The 20,323-nt window shown below is 45.3% G+C and carries 21 protein-coding genes and 2 pseudogenes; 16 read left to right on the top strand and 7 right to left on the bottom strand.

The genetic code is table 11. The annotated features are described in order from the left end of the window. Window positions 1-139 precede the first annotated feature (139 nt). The 3 genes from ppk2 (at window position 140) to OLMES_RS14650 (ending at window position 2,124) form a co-directional block, all read left to right on the top strand. Window positions 140-1,063, top strand: a complete 924-nt coding sequence (gene ppk2 / locus OLMES_RS14660) for a polyphosphate kinase 2 (protein ID WP_232465110.1) — start codon at window positions 140-142, stop codon at window positions 1,061-1,063. Between the two features lie 65 nt (window positions 1,064-1,128). Beyond that, on the top strand, window positions 1,129-1,353 hold the full coding sequence (locus tag OLMES_RS14655) for a hypothetical protein (RefSeq protein WP_087461951.1): 225 nt from the start codon (window positions 1,129-1,131) through the stop codon (window positions 1,351-1,353). Window positions 1,354-1,503: 150 nt separating this feature from the next. After that, entirely contained in the window at window positions 1,504-2,124 is a 621-nt protein-coding gene (locus OLMES_RS14650; RefSeq protein ID WP_087461950.1) for a LysE family translocator, read from the top strand. Between the two features lie 38 nt (window positions 2,125-2,162). Here the strand turns inward: OLMES_RS14650 and OLMES_RS14645 are convergent, their stop codons facing one another. After that, window positions 2,163-2,546: a VOC family protein gene (locus OLMES_RS14645; RefSeq protein ID WP_087461949.1), complete on the bottom strand. Its 384-nt coding sequence runs from the start codon at window positions 2,544-2,546 to the stop codon at window positions 2,163-2,165. A 161-nt stretch (window positions 2,547-2,707) separates the two neighbouring features. Between OLMES_RS14645 and OLMES_RS14640 the strand changes: the two genes are divergently transcribed. The 3 genes from OLMES_RS14640 to OLMES_RS14630 all read left to right on the top strand — a co-directional run bounded on the left by OLMES_RS14640 (window position 2,708) and on the right by OLMES_RS14630 (window position 3,890). Beyond that, window positions 2,708-3,139, top strand: coding sequence for an acetyltransferase (locus OLMES_RS14640; protein ID WP_087464492.1), 432 nt, complete (start codon window positions 2,708-2,710; stop codon window positions 3,137-3,139). Between the two features lie 200 nt (window positions 3,140-3,339). Then, on the top strand, window positions 3,340-3,600 hold the full coding sequence (locus tag OLMES_RS14635) for a type II toxin-antitoxin system ParD family antitoxin (RefSeq protein ID WP_087461948.1): 261 nt from the start codon (window positions 3,340-3,342) through the stop codon (window positions 3,598-3,600). Next, on the top strand, window positions 3,600-3,890 hold the full coding sequence (locus OLMES_RS14630; protein ID WP_087461947.1) for a type II toxin-antitoxin system RelE/ParE family toxin: 291 nt from the start codon (window positions 3,600-3,602) through the stop codon (window positions 3,888-3,890). Before OLMES_RS14635 ends, OLMES_RS14630 begins: the two co-directional genes overlap by 1 nt. Before the next feature lie 53 nt (window positions 3,891-3,943). Here OLMES_RS14630 and OLMES_RS14625 read toward each other — a convergent pair. Next, a pseudogene (locus OLMES_RS14625) lies at window positions 3,944-4,433 on the bottom strand (transposase); the annotation flags it as partial. A 125-nt stretch (window positions 4,434-4,558) separates the two neighbouring features. Between OLMES_RS14625 and OLMES_RS14620 the strand changes: the two are divergent. Beyond that, window positions 4,559-5,502, top strand: a pseudogene (locus tag OLMES_RS14620) (IS1595 family transposase). A gap of 216 nt (window positions 5,503-5,718) precedes the next feature. Next, window positions 5,719-6,132 (top strand): hypothetical protein, encoded by a 414-nt coding sequence (locus OLMES_RS14615; RefSeq protein WP_198342988.1) that lies wholly within the window; start codon window positions 5,719-5,721, stop codon window positions 6,130-6,132. A gap of 99 nt (window positions 6,133-6,231) precedes the next feature. Here the strand turns inward: OLMES_RS14615 and OLMES_RS14610 are convergent, their stop codons facing one another. After that, window positions 6,232-6,783 (bottom strand): hypothetical protein, encoded by a 552-nt coding sequence (locus tag OLMES_RS14610; RefSeq protein ID WP_087461943.1) that lies wholly within the window; start codon window positions 6,781-6,783, stop codon window positions 6,232-6,234. Between the two features lie 744 nt (window positions 6,784-7,527). Between OLMES_RS14610 and OLMES_RS14605 the strand changes: the two genes are divergently transcribed. Further along, the gene (locus OLMES_RS14605) at window positions 7,528-8,418 is read left to right on the top strand and encodes a WYL domain-containing protein (protein ID WP_087461942.1); all 891 of its coding nucleotides are present in this window, start codon (window positions 7,528-7,530) and stop codon (window positions 8,416-8,418) included. Between the two features lie 448 nt (window positions 8,419-8,866). On the opposite strand, the gene OLMES_RS28350 is transcribed toward OLMES_RS14605, so the two are convergent. Continuing rightward, window positions 8,867-9,337 (bottom strand): hypothetical protein, encoded by a 471-nt coding sequence (locus tag OLMES_RS28350; protein ID WP_198342987.1) that lies wholly within the window; start codon window positions 9,335-9,337, stop codon window positions 8,867-8,869. Window positions 9,338-9,488: 151 nt separating this feature from the next. Here OLMES_RS28350 and OLMES_RS28345 point away from each other — a divergent pair, with 151 nt between their 5' ends. Further along, complete coding sequence (locus OLMES_RS28345) at window positions 9,489-10,691, top strand: hypothetical protein (RefSeq protein ID WP_198342986.1); 1,203 nt, start codon at window positions 9,489-9,491, stop codon at window positions 10,689-10,691. A 203-nt stretch (window positions 10,692-10,894) separates the two neighbouring features. Here OLMES_RS28345 and OLMES_RS14585 read toward each other — a convergent pair whose 3' ends face one another. Further along, the gene (locus OLMES_RS14585) at window positions 10,895-11,539 is read right to left on the bottom strand and encodes a TetR/AcrR family transcriptional regulator (RefSeq protein WP_232465109.1); all 645 of its coding nucleotides are present in this window, start codon (window positions 11,537-11,539) and stop codon (window positions 10,895-10,897) included. Between the two features lie 102 nt (window positions 11,540-11,641). Between OLMES_RS14585 and OLMES_RS14580 the strand changes: the two genes are divergently transcribed. After that, complete coding sequence (locus OLMES_RS14580) at window positions 11,642-13,681, top strand: NADPH-dependent 2,4-dienoyl-CoA reductase (RefSeq protein WP_087461939.1); 2,040 nt, start codon at window positions 11,642-11,644, stop codon at window positions 13,679-13,681. Between the two features lie 43 nt (window positions 13,682-13,724). On the opposite strand, the gene OLMES_RS14575 is transcribed toward OLMES_RS14580, so the two are convergent. Further along, window positions 13,725-14,057, bottom strand: a complete 333-nt coding sequence (locus tag OLMES_RS14575; protein ID WP_087461938.1) for an ArsR/SmtB family transcription factor — start codon at window positions 14,055-14,057, stop codon at window positions 13,725-13,727. 131 nt (window positions 14,058-14,188) lie between these two features. On the opposite strand from OLMES_RS14575, the gene OLMES_RS14570 reads away from it, so the two are divergent. From OLMES_RS14570 to OLMES_RS14550, 5 genes are all read left to right on the top strand, one after another. Further along, complete coding sequence (locus OLMES_RS14570) at window positions 14,189-16,765, top strand: efflux RND transporter permease subunit (RefSeq protein WP_087461937.1); 2,577 nt, start codon at window positions 14,189-14,191, stop codon at window positions 16,763-16,765. An 11-nt stretch (window positions 16,766-16,776) separates the two neighbouring features. Beyond that, window positions 16,777-17,568 (top strand): outer membrane lipoprotein-sorting protein, encoded by a 792-nt coding sequence (locus tag OLMES_RS14565; RefSeq protein ID WP_087461936.1) that lies wholly within the window; start codon window positions 16,777-16,779, stop codon window positions 17,566-17,568. A gap of 29 nt (window positions 17,569-17,597) precedes the next feature. Next, a complete protein-coding gene (locus OLMES_RS14560) occupies window positions 17,598-18,905 on the top strand; it encodes a hypothetical protein (RefSeq protein WP_232465108.1) in 1,308 nt (435 codons plus the stop codon). Between the two features lie 15 nt (window positions 18,906-18,920). Then, the gene (locus OLMES_RS14555) at window positions 18,921-19,112 is read left to right on the top strand and encodes a YgaP family membrane protein (RefSeq protein WP_087461935.1); all 192 of its coding nucleotides are present in this window, start codon (window positions 18,921-18,923) and stop codon (window positions 19,110-19,112) included. Between the two features lie 71 nt (window positions 19,113-19,183). Continuing rightward, complete coding sequence (locus OLMES_RS14550) at window positions 19,184-19,591, top strand: helix-turn-helix domain-containing protein (protein WP_087461934.1); 408 nt, start codon at window positions 19,184-19,186, stop codon at window positions 19,589-19,591. 111 nt (window positions 19,592-19,702) lie between these two features. Here OLMES_RS14550 and OLMES_RS28005 read toward each other — a convergent pair whose 3' ends face one another. Beyond that, entirely contained in the window at window positions 19,703-20,215 is a 513-nt protein-coding gene (locus OLMES_RS28005) for a hypothetical protein (protein WP_157678320.1), read from the bottom strand. Window positions 20,216-20,323: the final 108 nt, after the last annotated feature.

Below are 20,323 nucleotides of genomic sequence, written 5' to 3'. Positions count from 1 at the left end.
GGGCAAGTTGATTTCGCCCGATCGTAACATCTATGCTTTTTAATGATGTGTATCATAGCTGGAGCCCTATGCTGTATGAGATAGTGTTTTTGGGTTTCCGGATCGAGCGACGACAAGCGTAGACTTTGAGGAGATAAAGGTGGATTCAGAAAAACCAACCATTCCAGAAAATATGAAGCAGGTTGCGGCTGATATCGCCAAGGGTAAAAAATCAAAAGCCGCCAAGGTTAATTTAACCAAGCAAGACATCTTCAAGCATGGTTACTACCCCTATACGGATAAAATAACCCGTAAAGAATATGAAAAACAAAAGCAGGATTTGCAAGTTGAATTGTTGAAATTCCAGAAATGGGTGAAAGAAACCGGTCAGCGCGTCGTAATCATATTCGAAGGCCGGGATGCAGCAGGTAAGGGCGGTACCATTAAGCGCTTCATGGAGCACTTGAATCCTCGTGGTGCCCGTGTCGTCGCACTGGAAAAACCAACCGAGACTGAAGCGGGGCAGTGGTATTATCAGCGCTATATCCAACATCTGCCCTCATCTGGAGAAATTGTCCTGTTTGACCGATCCTGGTACAACCGTGCGGGGGTTGAGCGCGTCATGGGCTTTTGTGATGAAAAGCAATATCTCGAGTTTATGCGTCAAACTCCGGATTTGGAGCGCATGTTGGTTCGCAGTGGTATCCTGCTTTTTAAATTCTGGTTCTCGGTGAGCCGGGAAGAGCAATTCCGTCGTTTTCAGGAACGGCGTAACGACCCCCTGAAACAGTGGAAACTCAGCCCGGTTGATTTGGCTTCCCTCGATAAGTGGTCTGATTACACCAAAGCCAAGGAAGATATGTTCTTCTACACCGATACTGCTGATGCGCCCTGGACGGTCATAAAATCAGACGACAAGAAGCGGGCTCGCATTAATACCATGCGCTATGTGCTTAGCCGGGTCAACTACCCGGGCAAAATCACAGACGTAGCAACCGCGCCTGATCCATTGCTCGTGGGATGCGCTGCTGATATCCATGAAAAGGATGAACATGTAGTGAGCAGAGGCCCCGAAACGGAATAGCCTCTATAACCGTATTGGCTATTTAAACAGATAAATCCGAGTCTACAAGCTCTTGGGAGAGCATTATGTCAAAGAGTCAAACCGAACACGCACGAAATGTGGTCGCGGCTTTCAAAGAAAAAATCAGCCGTAGCGGTATTGAGCACATCGGCGAAAAGCATTTCGCAGAACTGGAACTGCTCATCGAATCTGCAATCGATTCTGCCGTTTACATTGAACTGGAACGTGCAGCGGAAAAAGTCGCTGAAACCGCCCGAGAATTAAAACGCTCTGCCGAGCGGTTTGATTAGTTGTCAGACAAAATTTACACTTCTGATCTAGGCACCAATGTATCATACTGAGTCGCTGCCCTTCACTTGAGTGCAGTAGCGGAGCGCCTAACGACGGTGAATAAGTATGCGTTTCAGTTATTAAGTCACTTTTTAGCTTGGGAGTAAGAGATGCAATTTGAAAGTTGGGTCGCTTTTTGTTCGATTGCATTGATAGCCACCGCGACACCCGGTCCAGCTGTACTGCTCGTTTCGGTAAATAGCATCGCTTTTGGTTTTAAGGCGTCTCTGGTAACCGCTCTAGGGAATGTTTCCGGGCTGTTCATTATGTCGGGTTTTTCAGTACTGGGGTTAAGTGCGGTGGTGCTTCACTCCGCAGTTGCGTTTACTGTTGTGAAAGTCTTGGGCGCGTTGTATCTGATTTACATGGGGCTCAAACTTTGGCGTAATGGGGTAGGGAAGATCGAGCTAAACTGTTTCGAGAAGAAAAAAGCTGGCAACTTGAATTTGTACTTTCAAGGTGTGCTTGTGGCGCTGACAAATCCCAAAGCCATTATTTTTACCACCGCACTATTTCCGCAATTCGTAGTGGTTTCCGAACCATTGTTACCTCAGTTTCTTTTGTTTGTATTCAGTTTTATGATCTTGTCTTTCGTGTGTTTGTGCGCTTATGCGCTGCTGGCACAAAGAACGAAAGCTACGCACAATTCAGTTTCAGGCAAATTATTAGGTAAGGTGTTTGGCTCAACCTTCTTAGGTGCGGGTTGCCTTTTGGCGACGACATCAAGATGATGGTGCGGATAACGTCCTTGTTATACCGAGAAGCAGGCCTACTGCATGGAATGAAGACCCACTCGATTGCCTTCGCTATCAAGAAAATGGGCAATATAACCAATCTCTTCGCCCAAGTGAGTTTTCGGTAGCAGTACACTGCCACCTGCGGTGCTTACTTTCGCTAAAACGTTCGAGAGGTCGTCGCCACCGTTTAGATAAACCATGCTGCCATCTTTGGAAGGTTTGTAATCCATACCACAAACAATCGCTCCAGACACAAGTGATTTTTCATCATGGGGAAATAAACCTTGTTTCAACCCCGCCAACTCCATTGTGACGATTTCGAAACCAAAAATATTCTGATAAAAGGTTACGGCTCGCGCAAAGTCTGTCACGGGTAATTCAAACCATACTGCGATATTGATATTGTTCGGTTGCACTGTGTTTTCTCCACTCTATGTGTCTGTTGTAAAAACGGTATTTTTATGGAGTTCACTGACAACCCTATGTCAGTTGTGCCTCTCTTGTTTTTGAATAACGCAGGATCAGTAGGAAAGACATCACGCACAAGATGTGTATAAATTTGGGGGCAAATAAAGTTATGAAAGTTGATGTTGTCGAGAAAAGTGACTACAACAAGCTGATACAAATATGGGAAGCATCGGTCAGAGCGACTCATGATTTTTTATTAGAATCAGACTTGCAGGCTTTAAAGCCCTTAATCCTGCACCAGTATTTTGATGCAGTGGCATTACGGTGCGTTAAAAGTAATACCGGTGAAATACTTGGATTTTGCGGTGTCCATGAAGGCAACATTGAAATGTTGTTTATTTCACCCGATGTGCGTGGACAAGGGATAGGAAAAATACTGATGGAACATGCGATCAAATACCAAGGTGCTACAAAAGTTGATGTTAATGAGCAGAATCAGATGGCACTGGGGTTCTATAAACACATTGGATTCTCGGTCAAGGGACGCTCTCCCACCGATGGGCAGGGTAAAGCTTATCCGCTTTTGCACTTGGAATTGTAAATATGTTTACAAGTGATCAGGGGGGCACAGTTCATCTTTCCAGTCATTAACGACGTATTTCGAGAGTATCTTAGCCAACGACAAGCAGGACACCCACTCGCCAGCGCTGAGCAAGGCAATGCAAAAAGACAATAACAATCATTGCTAAAGATTGCTAAACTAAGGCTGTTATCGACACATAAAGGCATAGGTTACGATATATGAATATATCACTTACACCACAGCTTGAAAGTTTTGTAAAACAAAAGGTGGCGGCCGGTATGTACAACTCAGTGAGCGAAGTGATGCGAGAAGCACTCCGTTTGCTAGAAGAGCGGGATGCAATAAAAGAAATGAAGATGGAAGCGTTGCGTAGAGACCTCCAGGAAGGCATTGACGAGCTGGATAGAGGCGAAGGGTCAGCGTTAGATATGGACGATGTAAAAGCCAAAGCTCGCGCGATGAGGGAGCAAAAGGATTAGTGTTGAAGCTGATTAAGGCCCCAAAAGCAGAAGAAGACTTGATAGAGATCTGGTTACATGTGGCGGAAGATCAGCCCGTTAATGCAGACAGGTTCCTTGACAGGTTGAATGATGCTGTATTGCTTTTGTCTGAAAGCCCGGAAATGGGGGTTAATAGATCGAATTTATGCGAGGGTCTTAAAAGCTTTCCTGTTGGTAACTACATTTTGTTTTACAGGGTAAAGTCCCGGGAACTTGAACTGGTTCGCGTGTTGTCGGCTTACAGAGATATTGAAAACCTGAGTTGGTGACTGTAAGACACCGGACACCCACTCATAGTTTACAAACAACGAATTACGCTAAATTTGAACCGGCCTTCCCAGAATCGCCCGGTACATTGATCTTCCTGATTGGCTGCGCGCGCAATGGGTTCACATAAACCAGCTGATATCCTGTAAACGCGCTCGCCAGCGCTGAGCCAGGCTGTGGAGATGATGAAGCTCACATTCGAGCAATGTATCACCGGATAAACAACGTTTGGAGACCGTTGTTCCGGCGTAGATGCGATGCCAGCGTTCAACAACCTCTTTAGTGCTCCAGCTCTCGGCTTTTGTTTGATTGATTCGAAGCACCGTATGGGTGTGGTTAGACATGACCGCAAAGGCACAAACATCTATTGCAAAGGTACGCGCCAGCAGGATCAATCGATCCTCGATCCACTGCCTGCGATGTTCGTAGCTTTTACCGCTATATTGATCGACACCACAGAGAAAACTGCGGCGTACGCAGCGGGAAATGCAGTGATAGTAGGGCGTTGCGTCGAGTGAAATCTGGACTTTCCTTGGTTTGGGCATGTCTTCAGTTCCGTTGAAGAGAGTTTTGTCTGGTTGAATATGGCGCTGTTTGTATCTAATGTTGTTTTAAATAAGAAAAACCTGTATAAAATGCTGTATATCTATTTTTTGTACAGGTTAAGCCGATGAAAGCAAATGATTTTCATAGTCTTGAGAAACAGATAGCTGACTTACCTCATAGTCAAAAAAAAGCCCTCAGAGACCATCTATCAAACCTCCGGATGCCCACGTTGAATCAATTATTGAGTGTTCGACACAGAACCAATTCTGCCGTCACTGCGGGTGCAATGATATAAAAAAATGGGGATCAGCAAATGGTCTCCAGCGATACAAATGTAAGCATGAAGATTGTGGGAAGACCTTCAATGGCCTAACAGGAACGCCGTTAGCAAGACTACACAATCGACATAAATGGCTCGATCACTTACTTTGCATGCTAGACAGTCTTCCGCTTAGAAAAGTTGCCAAGCGCATTGAAGTTGATTTGACTACAGCATTTCGGTGGCGACATCGATTTCTCAAGATGGCAACAAAAACTCAAGTCCCAACTTTAAATGGTGTCGTAGAAGCTGATGAAACGTTCTTTTCAGAGTCATATAAAGGTAAAAGAACCATTCATCATCGAGCTCCTAGACGCCGTGGAGGACAAGGAAACCGCAAACATAAGGATGACAAGATTTCTGTCTTGATCGTTCGAGACCGGAGAGGTCGCGTTCATGATTTTGTATTTGGTGAGCTCAGAAAAGAGCAAATTCATTCCAGTTTAAAGCCTATTGTGGAGAGCGATTCAGTATTTTGTACGGACGGGGCAAGTTGGTATAAAACCTTTGCGGAGAAAGAGAAAATAGCCCACCACCGACTCATTGCGTTAGATAAGAACCGGATTATTGGAAAGGAGTTTCATATTCAAAATGTGAACAACTATATATCAAGGCTGAAAACATGGATGAAGCGATTTAACGGTGTCGGTACTGACTATCTCGAGAATTATCTTGGGTGGATGAGGTTGTTTGAGACCAGAAAAAGATCTCAAATAGAGTGGTTGAAGCTGGCAATTCTGTATAAATAACAACACTAGATACAAACAGCGCCTTGAATATACAGTTTTTTAGGGGGAGGTCAAGGTTTTACGTGGGTGTCCTGTTAAGCTTTGATATTGGAAAGCATGAACCTAAATCAAAAGAGCAATTATTTGAAGAGAAGAAAAGGTTAACTCAGGGCTCGAATTACCAAAGTAATCAAAATGAGCCACCATGCAAGTGCAAATAGAGTTGGGCTAATTATAATGACTAAAGATGAAATTTTAAACTATCTAAAAGTTAGCAGGTTTAAGTCGGTTATTGTAGATCAGAGCCTTTGTGAGGATTATCCCGGATGGGTTAGAACTATATTGATTCGGCCTGGGTTCGTAGTTGAAATTGATTATAATCCTTACAACCTTGATGAAGGAATAAACCCTGGTTATGAGGCAGAGTTTAATTCTCTGGATATGCTGGTTTCATCACTGGAAGAATTTCTAGGTCGAAAAATAGAGGATTGGGTGAATTTTTCTAAAACAGGAGATTATCCTAATGAGCCTGAAAAATTGATGGAAATACTAGGGAAGCATAATAGTTTAGCTCTTTTGGAAAAAGATATGCGTGATGGTGTTATTGAGTTGCCAAAGGGGGCTCTGTTTACTCCTGTAGGGCTGGACTAAGCTTCTGTCTGGATAGCTACTTCAAAAGATCGAATATATAAAAAGATAATCATCCGAAAAAGCACGCGCTATTTGCATTGCTTCTCGGTATGTTTTTCATTAGTTAAGACCAATCAAAGCGCAAATTGCAGTGATAGCTACGCCGATTGCCACCTGCCCCCAACCGGTTTCGTACCAAGCTGGATCTGTGTTGTCGAGTCTGTCGATGTAAATATCAATAGTAGCATTTTCAGGGACTGGATGAAGACCCGCTTCTTCCCGCAGTTCCTTTAGTGCAATCTCCCGTTCAATTTCCGCCTTCATTTCGTGAAATTTGATTTTTAAGGCGCGGTAATCATGAATAAAGAAGGCACAAAACATAGCGACCAATATTGGTGGAATCATGACGCTGTACAAGTCGATGTGAGAGCCTTGCAGAGGCATTGCCGGAATTTTTTCCCAAGCAATGTCGATTGGAAAAAAATAACTCCAATCGATAACCGTATTTAGGCCGTCATTGATTAGCATTACCAATTTCCAAATACTATCAAGTGTGGCTAAGTAAAGACCTTTGATGGACGACATCAGGAAATAAATGATGTCGAGTAGTAGGACGATGCGGGCAATCATGGCGTTGCCCCCTGATTTTTTAAGTTTCTTTTTAAATTGCATATTTCACCATTAAATCATCTTATGAGTTGAAATAGGGCGGCGACTCAAGCACTTGATTAAAGTGGGGGAAGTCATCACCATTTTTGTTTTTTGGAAAAGGAAGACTGAAGGTAAAACCTCTACCTTCAGTCTTAACTCTTAGCTTGGCTGTGATCGCCAATGAGCACATACTGTTTCCCATCGGCCCAATCTGAACCGAAGATAGGAAACAACATGAACCACTTTTGCTTTGCTCATGAGACATACCTCTCAATAGTGACAGAGGGATCTCTTGTAAAATGGAGAAACAGAAGCTAACCTGAAGATGATTTACTTTGTATGCCTCTGAGGCTTGAGACCTCTGGTATATAACCTGAGTTTACGTTTTTGGCGAAGCGGAAACTCAATCTCCATAAGATAGGCTCTAGGTTTAAACTAGCGCCTATTTTTCTGTTCGGACTCCTTTAAATTTCTTACCATCAGATTTTACGTCTAGAAACCTACCTGTTTTGGTGTCTCTTTTGACCCAATGCCCTGATGCTGTTTGTGTTTGAGAGCGCTTTCTAACCGCGCCCTTTCTGTGGCCATCTCCCGCGGGTGGATTTGTTGCCATTGCAATTTCTCCGTTTAACAATTAATCGAAATGAGCATTTATTGCTCAAATGTAAGCTTAACATGGACAAAATGATGAAGTAAACTATAAATAATGATGATGTGAGGGTTTTTGTTTTTGTTTTTGTTTTTGTTTATGTTTTTGGGGGAGGTATGGATAAAAATAAAGATTTTAAAAAAGCCCAGATAGAAAGACTGAAATTCATTGAATTCTTGTTACAGTTTAAAGGCTGGGTCACACGTCAAGATGTTGCGTCACAATTTGGTGTGAGTGAAGCGGCAGCAACTAGAGATTTTCGTTTTTATCGTGAGATGGCAGAGCAGAACATTCAATACAACGACAGTAAAAAGCACTGGGATATTAGTTCTGACACATTTGCAAATGTGTATGCCATTAGTCCTCAAGAGGCTTTCGGTAAGTTGAGAAATAAGAGCACTTTTGGGTCCTTGGAAATTGATGGTCAAGATGGTGTTCTGTGTCCTCCCAGGCTTTCACTACCTTCAGTTAACATCATATCTGCGTTTACAAGGGCGATGAGTGGTAAACGAGCGATTAAGATTCGTTATGCATCATCTAATTCAACACAGACTCGTGTAGTTGTGCCTCACTCACTGGTTGATAACGGGTTGCGGTGGCATGCACGTGTATATGATCGAGAAAAATCACAATTTGGGGACTTTGTTCTAGGACGTGTCATTTCAATTGAAGAGGAGAATATTGACATAAAACCAGAGGAGGTCGCCGAGAATGACCATCAATGGTTCAGGTTTGTTAAGCTTGAGTTAGTGCCGCATCCAAATCCAGAAAACTTAAAAAACCCAGAAGCGCTGAAAATAGAATACGGCATGGATAATGGGGTATTGACCAAATTGGTTAGGGCTGCGGCTGTTGGTTACTGGTTGAGGTTATGGAATGTAGATACTACACCAGACCATTGTTTGGAGGGGGGCGAGTTTCAGCTTTGGCTTCAAAATCATGAAACGCTTTATGATGTTGATAATGCATTTCTGGCGCCTAGACAAAAAAAGAAGGTTAATTGCTAGAAACTCAAGGGGTAATCACTTCTACCGTTCGGTAGATTGTTTACCCTTTAGCTACATGCCGCCCTGAGTCCCAACGTCGGGACTGGTACTTAATAATTAAGCTCTCCAAAACTTCCCGTATTACCATTTGTTCGTTATCAAGCATTTGAGTAATGGCTTCTAGCTTTAGTGTCAAGTCATCGCTGGGAACCAAGCCAAGTCGAAGTTGCGTAAATGAGTTCGTATCGAAGTATTGCCAATCAATGTGAGTGGGTACAAACGCTTCAATCTTGAGTGTAGATACAGCCTCTTTTGGATACATCACTCGGTTTGATTGATATGATTTGCTGCCTGAATGATTGTATTGATGACCGCGATAAGATTCATGGGTTCGGTGTTTAATAAGAGAACAGTGCCGTAGCGGCGAAAACATTCAGGGGGCGTTTCGCCCCCTTAAAATAATATTTGATTAGTTTTTCTTGCGGGAATATTGGCGCATCCCCAATAAACCCGCTGCGATCAGTGCGAAAGTAGCAGGAGCGGGTACAGGATTGACCGGGTCTACAACAATTTGGCCTTCGTCTGCAATGATCATGTCATCGAAGGCAAAAATATCGCCAGATGAAGTGATATCGAATGTGATGCTCGTGAATGAATCATTCAAATCGAAGAAACCAAAAAATAAAACGGAGCCATCTGTACTTCCGCCTGAGCCCTGGGTATTTGGCACCTGAATGGTTTGTGTTCCACCATTGATCAGGTCCAAAGACACGGTTCCGCCGAAATCTCCAATATCAACACCCCAAAAACCGAATGCAGATATTGCCTGAGTAAAATCGATAGTGAAGTCGATTGCATTCGCTTCCAGAAACTGGGTTCCAGAAGTTGGATAGCGGCCCGCGCCAGTCGTTGACCCTGCGGGTACGCTTCTAATGGCCATGTTAGAACCGGTTAGTGTCGCACCTATTGACCCGGCAGAGCCAGGGAAATTCAAAGATATTGAACTGGTGGTGCCTGTAGCCTGGCTTTCAAAATCTTCAGTACTTACACCAGTCAAATTACTGGAAAAATCCCCGAAAGCGGAATCTGCATTGGGTGTCGATGCAAGTGGAACAGAGCTTGAGTTATTGAGATCTTCTCCAAAAAAGATGATAGGTGCTGAGTTAACTGTTGTTGCAAGAAAAGTAGTCACAACAGCAGATAAAATTCGCTTCATAATCGAGTATCCTTTAGTTTTAAAAGCCACTTTCGTTAATCGGTTTCTTGGCTCAAGTGGTTGGGGGGAAAAGATTGTTAGTTTACGTTACACGTATGCCAAAATAACGCCTGCGCGTATTAATATGAGAAGCGCGTCAGGAAATACCGCAAGATACGGCTTCAAATACCTATGTTCACTTAATAGTGCCGCATTTATTATAGTCTGGAATTTTCGACAAGCTGTGGTCGGATCCTGTGTTAGCAAGGTTTTGAGTATTAGGGAGTTTATGGATCAAATTAGCGATAATTCGAATAGAGTCAGGCAAGAAAATGCTTCTGAAGGCCAGTACGATGAAAGGCACTATTTTGTAATTCCTTATTTACTGTCGGAAACCGGGTTTAAGTTACAAACCATGAGATATTTGCCGAATTCGGTACCGGGTGTAAATGATTTGCCAAAAAGGCGTATCTTTCATCTTCCGAACACCCATTTTGAAGCGGCACTACGAGAGTACATGGTGGGATGTGCTGTGGAAATCTGTGATGAAAGAGCTCAGCACAAAAAGCACGCGTTGGAACGACTGGCTGAAAGCATTGACTCAATCCATTTGAAACTAACCTGCGGGATAATATTGATTGCCGGTGCCGTAGCGATACTGAATCCTCTGGTTGGAGCCAGGATCGCAGCAATGGCTTTGGTGCCGGGTGTGGGTGGTTTATTGAGTAAACATGTATTAAAGCGGTTGGGACAGAAACTTGCCAAATCGCAAGCTAACCAAAAGGCGCGTTTGGCAAAAGCATCAGTTTTACAGCAGTTCAGTGAAGTAGATACTTTAAGAGTTGTAAATCCGGTTTTGCAAGAGCTTGAATTGATGCTGCGAACTACAGAAGCAGAACATGATCCTCTCATTGACCCGAATTTGGCCGATGGCAGCATACCTGAACTGGGAAACGAACGCTGGAGGCCGCTTACAGAAGCCGCGGTTTATCACTGCTATCGCGATATAGTCAATGATAAATCCATGCACACCAAAGCAGGATTAGGCCCCGAAGATTTGAGATGGCTAGAGGTGTTGTTCAAGACCCACGTTAAATGAAACTAATTGTTTATTCAGGCGAGGAATAACAATGACTTATTACTTATCACCAGCGGACGCTGAATTTAAAAAACAAGTAGAAGCCTGCACGTTTCCAGTGTCTGAGTTCGATCACCGGGCGCATTGTTTTCGGATCGTGCGCGAAGGGAGTTTGTGGCACCTGATTTTGAATCGATTCCCGGAGAGATAAGGGTTGAGGTGAATCAACCTTTACCTTGCAGCGACTTCAACATAATGCCCACTGCAATTTCACTGACTTCTTCCATTCCAGCTAAGTCGATGTATATGCCATCGATCAACAGGTGGCTCAGGCCGTGTAGTGTCCCCCAGCTTGCCTGTGCCAAACGGAGAGCTTCTTTGTCCGGAGTTCCGGTTAAGAAACCGGTAATGCGTTTCGCGTAATTCCTGAAACAGGCGTAAGCAATGTTTCGCAATTCCTCAGTCGGTTGAGCAAGTTTCCAGAGTCTGCGGCCAAACATAAGGTCATATTGCTCTTGCTCTTTGTAGGCAAATTCCAGATAAGTTCTGACTAACTTGGGTAAGGCAACCTTGGGGTCGTTATGGGCAAGCTCCGTATTGACGAAGCTGTTCAGCTTTTCGAAGCCCTCTGCAGCGAGTGCGCACAGGAGCGCGTGTTTGTCTTTAAAGTGATGGTAGGGGGCGGTTCTGGACACACCAGCACGATCTGCCAGTTTTCGTAAACTCAAACCTTCTACACCATCTGCGGCGAGCAGGACCTTGGCCTCCTGGATCAAGCTGCTGCGCAGGTCACCATGATGGTACTTTTTCCCTGTAGTGCTTGATTTGTCTATGGCCTGTGCTTTGCTTGTGTTGGTCGATTTGCTCACGAAATACCCTTTTTTTGATGTTCTATCTTGACAGTGTCTAGATGTCGGCGTATCTTGACGCTGTCAAGTTTAACTTATTTTCTTTATCCAAGGAACCAGACCATGTCTTCAGCTTATCCTCATATGCTTGCACCGTTAGATTTGGGTCACACAACACTTAAGAACCGTGTGGTTATGGGCTCAATGCACACTGGACTGGAAGATCGACTCTGGCATCGCCCCAAACTCGCGGAATACTTTGCGGAACGTGCCCGGGGTGGTGTGGGATTGATTATTACCGGCGGATTTAATCCAAACCGTAAAGGATGGTTCTATCCGTTTTCCGGCAGCATGATCAATTATGCCGATGCTGTAAGTCATCTGCCGGTGACCCGCGCAGTACACAAAGCGGGTGGTAAAATTTGTCTGCAGTTGTTGCACGCAGGACGCTACAGTTATGTACCTTGGTCACGTTCGGCCTCTGCAATCAAGTCACCTATAAATCCCTTTAAGCCGAAGGCGATGTCGACAAAAGAAGTTGAACAGACGATCCAGGATTTTGCCCAGTCTGCAAAACTGGCTAAATTTGCCGGGTACGACGGTGTTGAAATCATGGGGAGCGAGGGATACCTCATAAATCAGTTTACGGCACCTGCGACCAACAAACGAAAGGATAAGTACGGCGGCAGTCTGGAAAACCGGATGCGCTTCCCTACTGAAATCGTTGCGGCAGTCAGAAAAGCGTGTGGCCCTGATTTTATTATCGTTTACCGACTCTCCGTTGTTGATCTGGTGCCTGATGGCAGCACCCAGCAGGATACCCTGCAAATGGCACGGGCAATTGAGAAAGCGGGTGCTTCGATCATCAATACCGGCATCGGCTGGCATGAAGCGCGCGTGCCAACCATCGTGACATCGGTTCCCCGAGCCGCATTTGCGGATGCAACGAAAGTAATTAAAGATCAGGTGAGCATCCCTGTGATTGCCTCTAACCGGATTAATACACCGGACGTTGCAGAAGATATTATCGGCTCCGGCAAAGCAGATATGGTTTCTATGGCGCGACCCATGCTTGCCGATGCAGACTTTGTAAACAAGGCCGCGGCAGGCAAAGCGGATGAAATAAACACCTGTATCGCCTGTAACCAGGCCTGTCTCGACCACACTTTCCAGCTGAAACGGGCCTCTTGTCTGGTTAATCCGCGTGCATGTCACGAAACCGAACTGGTATACACGCCTGCTGCTTCTGCGAAAAAAGTCGCTGTTATCGGGGCCGGCCCAGCGGGATTGTCTGCTGCAACTGTTGCTGCTCAACGGGGTCACGATGTCACACTTTTTGACTCCGATGACCGTATCGGCGGCCAGTTTAATATGGCGGCACGGATTCCTGGTAAAGAAGAATTCTGGGAAACACTCCGATATTTCCAGAAGCGGATTGATAACACCGGTGTAAAAGTCGAGTTGGGTAAGCGTGTTGAACTGGCGGAACTAAAAAACAGCGATTTTGACGAAGTGATTGTCGCAACAGGGGTTATGCCGCGTACACCGCCGATTCAGGGAATTGATCATCCGAAAGTGCTGTCTTATATCGATGTGCTTCGAAAAGGTGCTGAGGTTGGCGACCGTGTAGCTATCATTGGCGCAGGAGGGATTGGTTTCGACGTTGCTGAATATCTGGCACATGGTGGTGAACATGGAAAGCCCGCAGAAGTGGATGCCTGGATGAAAGAGTGGGGCTGTGCGCCAGAAAGTGATGCACCGGGTGGCCTGGAGCCCGCCAAGCCGGAAGCTTCGGTCCGTCAGATTACGTTATTGCAACGAAAATCATCTCAACTCGGCAAGGATCTTGGTAAAACTTCGGGATGGGTGCATCGTGCGACGCTGAAAAGCAAAGGCGTGCATATGTTGCCAGGCGTAACCTATAAAAAGATTGATGATGAAGGCTTGCACATCGAATTCGATGGCAAAGAACAGGTACTTGATGTCGATCATGTGGTGATTTGTGCCGGGCAGGAGTCGCTGCGCGAACTATTCCCGGGAGAGGAAAAACAAAGCAAGAGAAACGGCTCACGTTTCCATCTGATCGGTGGTGCCGATCTTGCCGCTGAGCTGGATGCCAAGCGAGCAATTCGACAAGGTGCAGAACTCGCTGCGTCTTTATAGTCGAGTCTAAAGTCATTTAAAGCAGCCTTCGGGCTGCTTTTTTTTAACCTTGTGAAAACTGCTGTTGAATTGAGTTTAATTCATTTTGAATCCCGCCACACACGATCTCACATAACTCGAAAACAAACGGTGCACCAATCGTAAAGTAGGCCAAATTGCTTTCTTTGCGTCGTTTTACTAAGCCTGCAGTGCGCAAGATGCTGAGGTGTTTGGAAATATTAGGTTGGTTCGCATTGACGATACTAACGAGTTCTCCTACTGTTTTTTCACCACTTTGCAATGCGTGCAGAATCTTCAGGCGCATCGGATCGCCTAAAATCTTGAAACGCATGGCGATGAGCTCCAAAGCTTCAGCGGAAAGTTCTTGTTCTGGCATAGGGAATACTCACATCTATTTGTAAATGGCTCATTCATCATACCTTAAGCCGGTGCAGGAATAAATGATTGACTATATAACTATATGGGAATATAGTGTTTTGGAATTGCTAATCATCCTTGGTGACAAACATGACATCAAATAAAAGCCATTCGCAAGATTCCGGCAATACTGGAGCGAATTGGGTAACACTTTTTATTGAACACCCTAAATGGGTGTTTTCAGTTACTTTGGTTATGGTGATTCTGCTGGGGCTGCAAATCACAAAAATTAAAGTGGATACCGACCCTGAAAATATGCTGCCCCATGATCATCCGGGCAGACTTGTTCACGATAGTGTCAAAAAAATGTTCGGTTTATCCGACATGATTGTGGTTGGCCTGGTGAATGATCGTACTGCTGCCGGTGTGTTTACACCTAAAAACCTGACTGCGATTGTGCATCTCACAGAGTATGTTACAAAGATCGATGGTGTTGTAGTCAAAGACTTGATGTCCCTGGCCAATGTCGATGACATACGGCAAGGTGAAGCCGGTGAAATCAGGTTTCAATGGTTGATGCGCCAATCACCGGAGACTAATGATGCCGCGAGGTCAGTCCTCAATTCGGTTAGAAATCTTCCTCTTCTAAACAACACACTTGCCTCCGAAGATGGCAAGGCAGCTGCGTTGTACATACCTATTATTGCGAAAGACCAAAGTTATCGTATCTCTGGAGAAATCAGCCATTATCTAAGGTCGCTTGATATTGACGGTGAGTTTTATATCACAGGATTACCGGTAGCCGAAGATACCTTTGGTGTTGAAATGTTTATACAAATGGCGATTTCAGCACCAGCAGCTGCCGCGATGATATTCTTGCTCATGTGGTTTTTTTTCCGCAGTGCAACGTTGATCACGGCACCCATGCTCATGGCGTTTATCGTGGTTATTGCAACGATGGGGCTGCTGATTGGCAGTGGCTATACCGTTCATATTATGAGTTCGATGATTCCAATCTTTTTAATGCCGATTGCGGTCGTGGATTCGGTTCACATTCTGTCTGAATTTGCAGACCGGTACCGTCAAGGTGATGATCCCAAGGTTGTGGTGAAACAAGTCATGGGGCATCTGTTCCAACCGATGCTGTATACGTCAATTACCTCTGCGATCGGATTCGCATCATTAGCTATCACGCCAATTCCACCTGTACAGGTATTCGGTCTGCACATTGCTTTTGGTATTGCATTGGCCTTCTTGCTCACCATTACCTTCATACCGGCTTATATTGTTTCCATGAATGAGACTCAATTAAATCGGATGGCAGAGAAGGTCAATCAATTACATCACAGTGGACGGATGCCAAAGTTATTGCAATCTGTCGGCACTAAGGTAGTGAGCAAAACAGTCTGGATCATTTCCGCTATTGTGATTGTGGTGGGTACCAGTCTGTATGGCGTGAGCCAGATCAAGATTAATGATAACCCGGTACGGTGGTTTGCCGAGAACCATGATATCAGGGTCGCAGATCGTGTGATGAATACGCATTTTGCCGGAACCTATCAAGTGTATCTCAGGTTAAAACATGAACCTGAGGTTAATGATTCAAAACAGCTGATTCAGGATGTCGGGCAACAACTAGAAAGCCTTGATAACGACATCGTTGCCCAATGGTGGTCTGCGAACAGCGCATTGCTGTCGGGCCACGAGTATGCTGAATTTATCACGGCTCTGGATGACCTGTTATTTACCCTTGATGACCCGCTGGTGCTGTCAAGCCTGGAACAGGTGAGCGCTAAAATACAGCAGCGAGCCGTGCAGGCAAAATACTTTCAGAACCCGGAAAATCTTGCCTACATTGATAAATTGCAACGTTATATTGAGGGCCAGGACGTTGTCGGAAAATCCAATTCCGTTGTTGATTTAATTAAAACGGTGTATCGCGAACTCACTGGAGATCAAGCGAATTATCGCATTCCAGAGTCCGCAGCTGCTGTGGCACAAACGTTGTTGAGCTATCAGGGATCTCACAGGCCTGACGATTTGTGGCATTTTGTCACTCCGGATTACACTGACGCGCTGATCTGGGTGCAACTGACTTCCGGCGATAATCAGGATGTGGAGGCGATGGTCTCGGCAGTTCAGGAATATCTGGTTACCAATCCGCTACCGCAGAATGTAAGTCTTGATTGGGCCGGGTTGACATACATAAACGTCCTTTGGCAGGACGAGATGGTCTCTGGCATGCTGGAAAGCCTGCTTGGGTCATTCGTTATTGTCTTCGTGGTGATGGTGGTCCTGTTTCGCTCCTTTTTCTGGGGCGTATTGGCAATGGTGCCACTCAGTATAACCATTACATTTATCTATGGTGTGATCGGTTTGAGTGGTAAAGATTATGATATGCCGATTGCGGTGTTGTCGTCACTTACACTTGGTTTATCTGTTGATTTTGCGATCCACTTTTTAGAACGGAGCAGGGCGTTGTACAAACAGAATGGGTCAATCCAGGAAACAATGGCGCTCATGTTTGATGAGCCTGCCAGGGCGATTACCAGAAATGCATTGGTCATATCCCTCGGGTTTACGCCGTTGTTGCTAGCTCCTTTAATCCCGTATAACACGGTCGGGGTTTTCCTGGCGGTGATTATGATTGTGTCATGTGCTGTATCACTGATGGTGTTGCCAGTGTTATTGAGTTTGGGTCGTAAATTATTGTTTCGTATATCTTGAGAGGCTGGGAAATGAAGCTACGTCACTTTTTTATCACCTTGATCACTACGCTAATTATCTCGGGGGGCGTAAGCGCAAATGAAGCCCGCACGATTATCGATAAAGCCAATCTTGCTGCATTTTACGGTGGTGTGGATGGCCGTGCAGAGGCGCGTATGAAAATTACGGATGGCCAGGGCAGGGTGCAGTATCGTCAATTTACATTATTGCGAAAAGATGTTCAGGACGGCGGTGATCAGCTGTTCTACGTTATCTTCAGTCGACCTAGTGAGGTGGATCGAACAGCCTTTCTGGTGGCAAAACACACCCAAGGCGATGATGATCGATGGTTGTATCTGCCAGGGTTGGACTTGGTAAAACGGATCGCTGCAGGGGATAAACGAACCAGTTTTGTCGGCTCACACTTCTTCTATGAAGATATTTCCGGGCGTAACCCCAGTGAAGATACATACGAACTGCTCGAGACTGCAGAAAATTATTATCGTATTCAGGGTATACCTAAAGATCGTTCTTCAGTTGAATTCACCCGTTATGTTGTGTGGATAGACAAAAGCAATTATTTACCGATTAAAGCGGAGTATTTCGATCAGAACGATTCACTCTATCGTCGCGCGGAAACCTTGAAGACGGAGACAATTCAGGGAATCCAAACCGGTACCGTATTGCAGATGGAAGATTTGCGTGATGGTGGAACAACGGTTACCGAAATGCGCTTTATACGTTACAACAATGATTTGCCGGATACCGTTTTTTCAGAACGAAGTTTACGAACCCCGCCCAGAGAATGGTTGATTCGAAAATGAACAAATCAGGCGCAAGGTTACCTGTAATCATGGTTGTATGGTTCGGGCTGCTGGCATCTCCCCTAACGGTCGCCGACTCGACAGGCGACGGAAAACAGGCAAGTGAGAGCTGGGGTGATAGCAGTTGGGAGTCTGACTGGGAGGAAAGTCCTCGTTCTGCATTTCGCGTATCCGGGTTTGTTGAAGGCTTGGCTGGCACGCGGACACGCGATAATCCGGTCATCGCTTCGGATGCGACGGTTATGGAGGCACGGGTTCGTCTGGAGTCCGCTGATTATCTGGAACAGGTATTTCTGAGTGGCAAGGTAGATGGGTACTACGATGATGTGCTGAACCAATGGCAAGGAGACATTAGAGAGTTACTTATTGCCTTGCCGGTCGGGACAAGTGTGGACTTGCGGGTGGGCCGCCAGGTGTTGACCTGGGGCTCCGGTGATTTGTTATTCCTGAATGATTTATTCGCCAAAGATTGGCAGTCATTCTTTGCTGGACGCGAACTGGAGTATCTAAAAGCCCCTGCAAACGCAGTTAAGGTTAGTTATTTTAATCCTTTGGTCAATTTCGACTTTATCTGGACACCGCAGTTTACCGAGGACGCGGTGCTGACCGGGGAGCGTTTTAGCTATTTTAGCCCGTTTAATGGCCAGGTCGTCGCGGCCCCGCCAAAACTGGTCAGCGTTAAACCTGATCACGACATTGAGAATGGCGAGTTTACATTTCGCTTGTACAAGCAGTCGGGAGGCCTGGAAGGCGCGGTATATGGGTATCGGGGGTTCTTCAAACAGCCAAATGCAGTTGAGCAAGCTACCGGTTTACCGACTTTTGCAAGACTCAATGCTTTAGGGTTTAGTGTTCAAGGGGCTTTGGCCAGTGGTATCGCAAACCTGGAGGGGGTTTGGTACGACTCCGAAGATGATCGGAAAGGGGGGAATCCACTGATTCCGAATAGCCAGGCTCGATTATTGGTCGGTTACCAACGAGAGCTGGTTACCCATTTAAGTGGTGCTCTGCAAGCTTATCTCGAATGGACTCAACATCATGATCGATTGATCAGTAATAGTTTAACGCCTGAATATGAGGCTGATGAAGCCCGAGTTGTGATGACCGCTCGGCTGACCCATCGAGCCTTGCGGGATAACCTGACAACATCCTGCTTTCTCTTTTGGTCGCCAACCGAGAAGGACTATTTCGTATTACCATCGATTACTTATCGAATTGATGATGCTCTAAGTTATGAAGTTGGAGCCCGAATATTTGGTGGAGAGGACCTCCACACGTTCTTTGGCCAGCATGAAAACAATTCCAATGTTTATGCTCGCTTAAGATACCGTTTCTAGTAAGAGGTGCAAGTTATGACTATTAATGAAGCATTAAGATTCTTGGCAGGAACGCTGGTGCTATTCAGCATTTTAATGGGACATTTTGTTCATCCTTATTGGTTCTTCCTGACCGGGTTTGTGGCCTTGAATTTGATCCAGTCTGCATTTACCAAATGGTGCCCTGCAATGTGGTTCTTTAATGTACTTGGCTTGAAAAAGGACTAGCAGACATTGAATGATACGTAGAACTTATCCATAATTCATGGGTGTCTCATTTCCTAAAGTCTACTCATGTTATGAAGTATCTGACCCAATTCAGTGAAAAGTTGTGTCTTTTCCGGCAACAGAATAATTTATCGATTGAAGAAGTTGCGAGACTTTGTAACGTGAATGATGATATCGTCGAAAGTTGGGAGCGGCCTGACAACAAGACGTTTCCTTCACTTGAGAACCTCTTGGATCTTTGCTTCAAGGCCAATGCCAGGCTGGAACATTTGATTGATTGCGATGCCGGGGCGCTAGATCAGCAGCTTGAACTTCCGGGGTTGCGCTTTATTGAAGAAGGCGATATATCGCAATCAGTCGATGTTTTACTGCAGGAAGTCGAGAAAGTAATCCCTGATAAAGATGAAGTCGAGCTCCTTAAGCGCTTCCGAAGGAGCGATGCCGAGAGTCGAAAACTCATCATTCAATTAATGGGTTAATATCTGCTGTTATAGCGTGATCGAAGGCGCTCCTTGGTTTGCGCCGTATCGATCGCACGTGCTATTACCTTTTCCGGAACGCGTTCGTGTGTTGCTGAATCGAGCTCTTATCTAGAAGTGTGTTGCAGAAGCTAGAAATCGACTGGATTCAGGGCTGGATTGTGCGCTGTGTTTGTCAATTGCTGTCAGCATCATAACTGAGGATTCCCCGAGATAGAATGCACCGCTGACCATGACACTCGTGCTCTCCAGAACCACTTGTCCAGTGTAGCGTGCTTCTACATCATTTATTTCGTATTCCAGTATCATCATCCTTTCACCACCGATCTGGGTGATTTGATTGGTAAGCATTGCTTTTAGCAGGGCGTTGCGATCTGCATCTTCCGGGAGCGAAATCACCGAACAATCTGCTCTAAGGAATGAGTTTTCCATATGGAGTTGGGCGGAGTAGACCGATTCGTCATATTTCAGTACACCTACTTTTTGAGGATAGTGCGGAAACACAACCTGATGCTCACATTTTGGGGGTTCGAATATAAAAATCGAGGCAAAATTCATGGGTTCGCTGTAATCCAGAATGGAGAAAAGCAGTGGCGATACGAGACTGGTAAGCGTGATAGACATGCTGATGTCCTCTTTCTGATAGAGAGGGTAAGCCGTGTGCTGAAAGAGTGCGTCCTTCCTTTTTTGGTGCAGGTTTGAGCTCAAAAAAGGGGCGATTAAACGTGATAC

It is taken from the genome of Oleiphilus messinensis (assembly GCF_002162375.1).
GTDB classification, from domain to species: domain Bacteria; phylum Pseudomonadota; class Gammaproteobacteria; order Pseudomonadales; family Oleiphilaceae; genus Oleiphilus; species Oleiphilus messinensis.
Note: the sequence above shows the minus strand (reverse complement) of the source record. Positions and strands in the feature narration are given on the sequence as shown.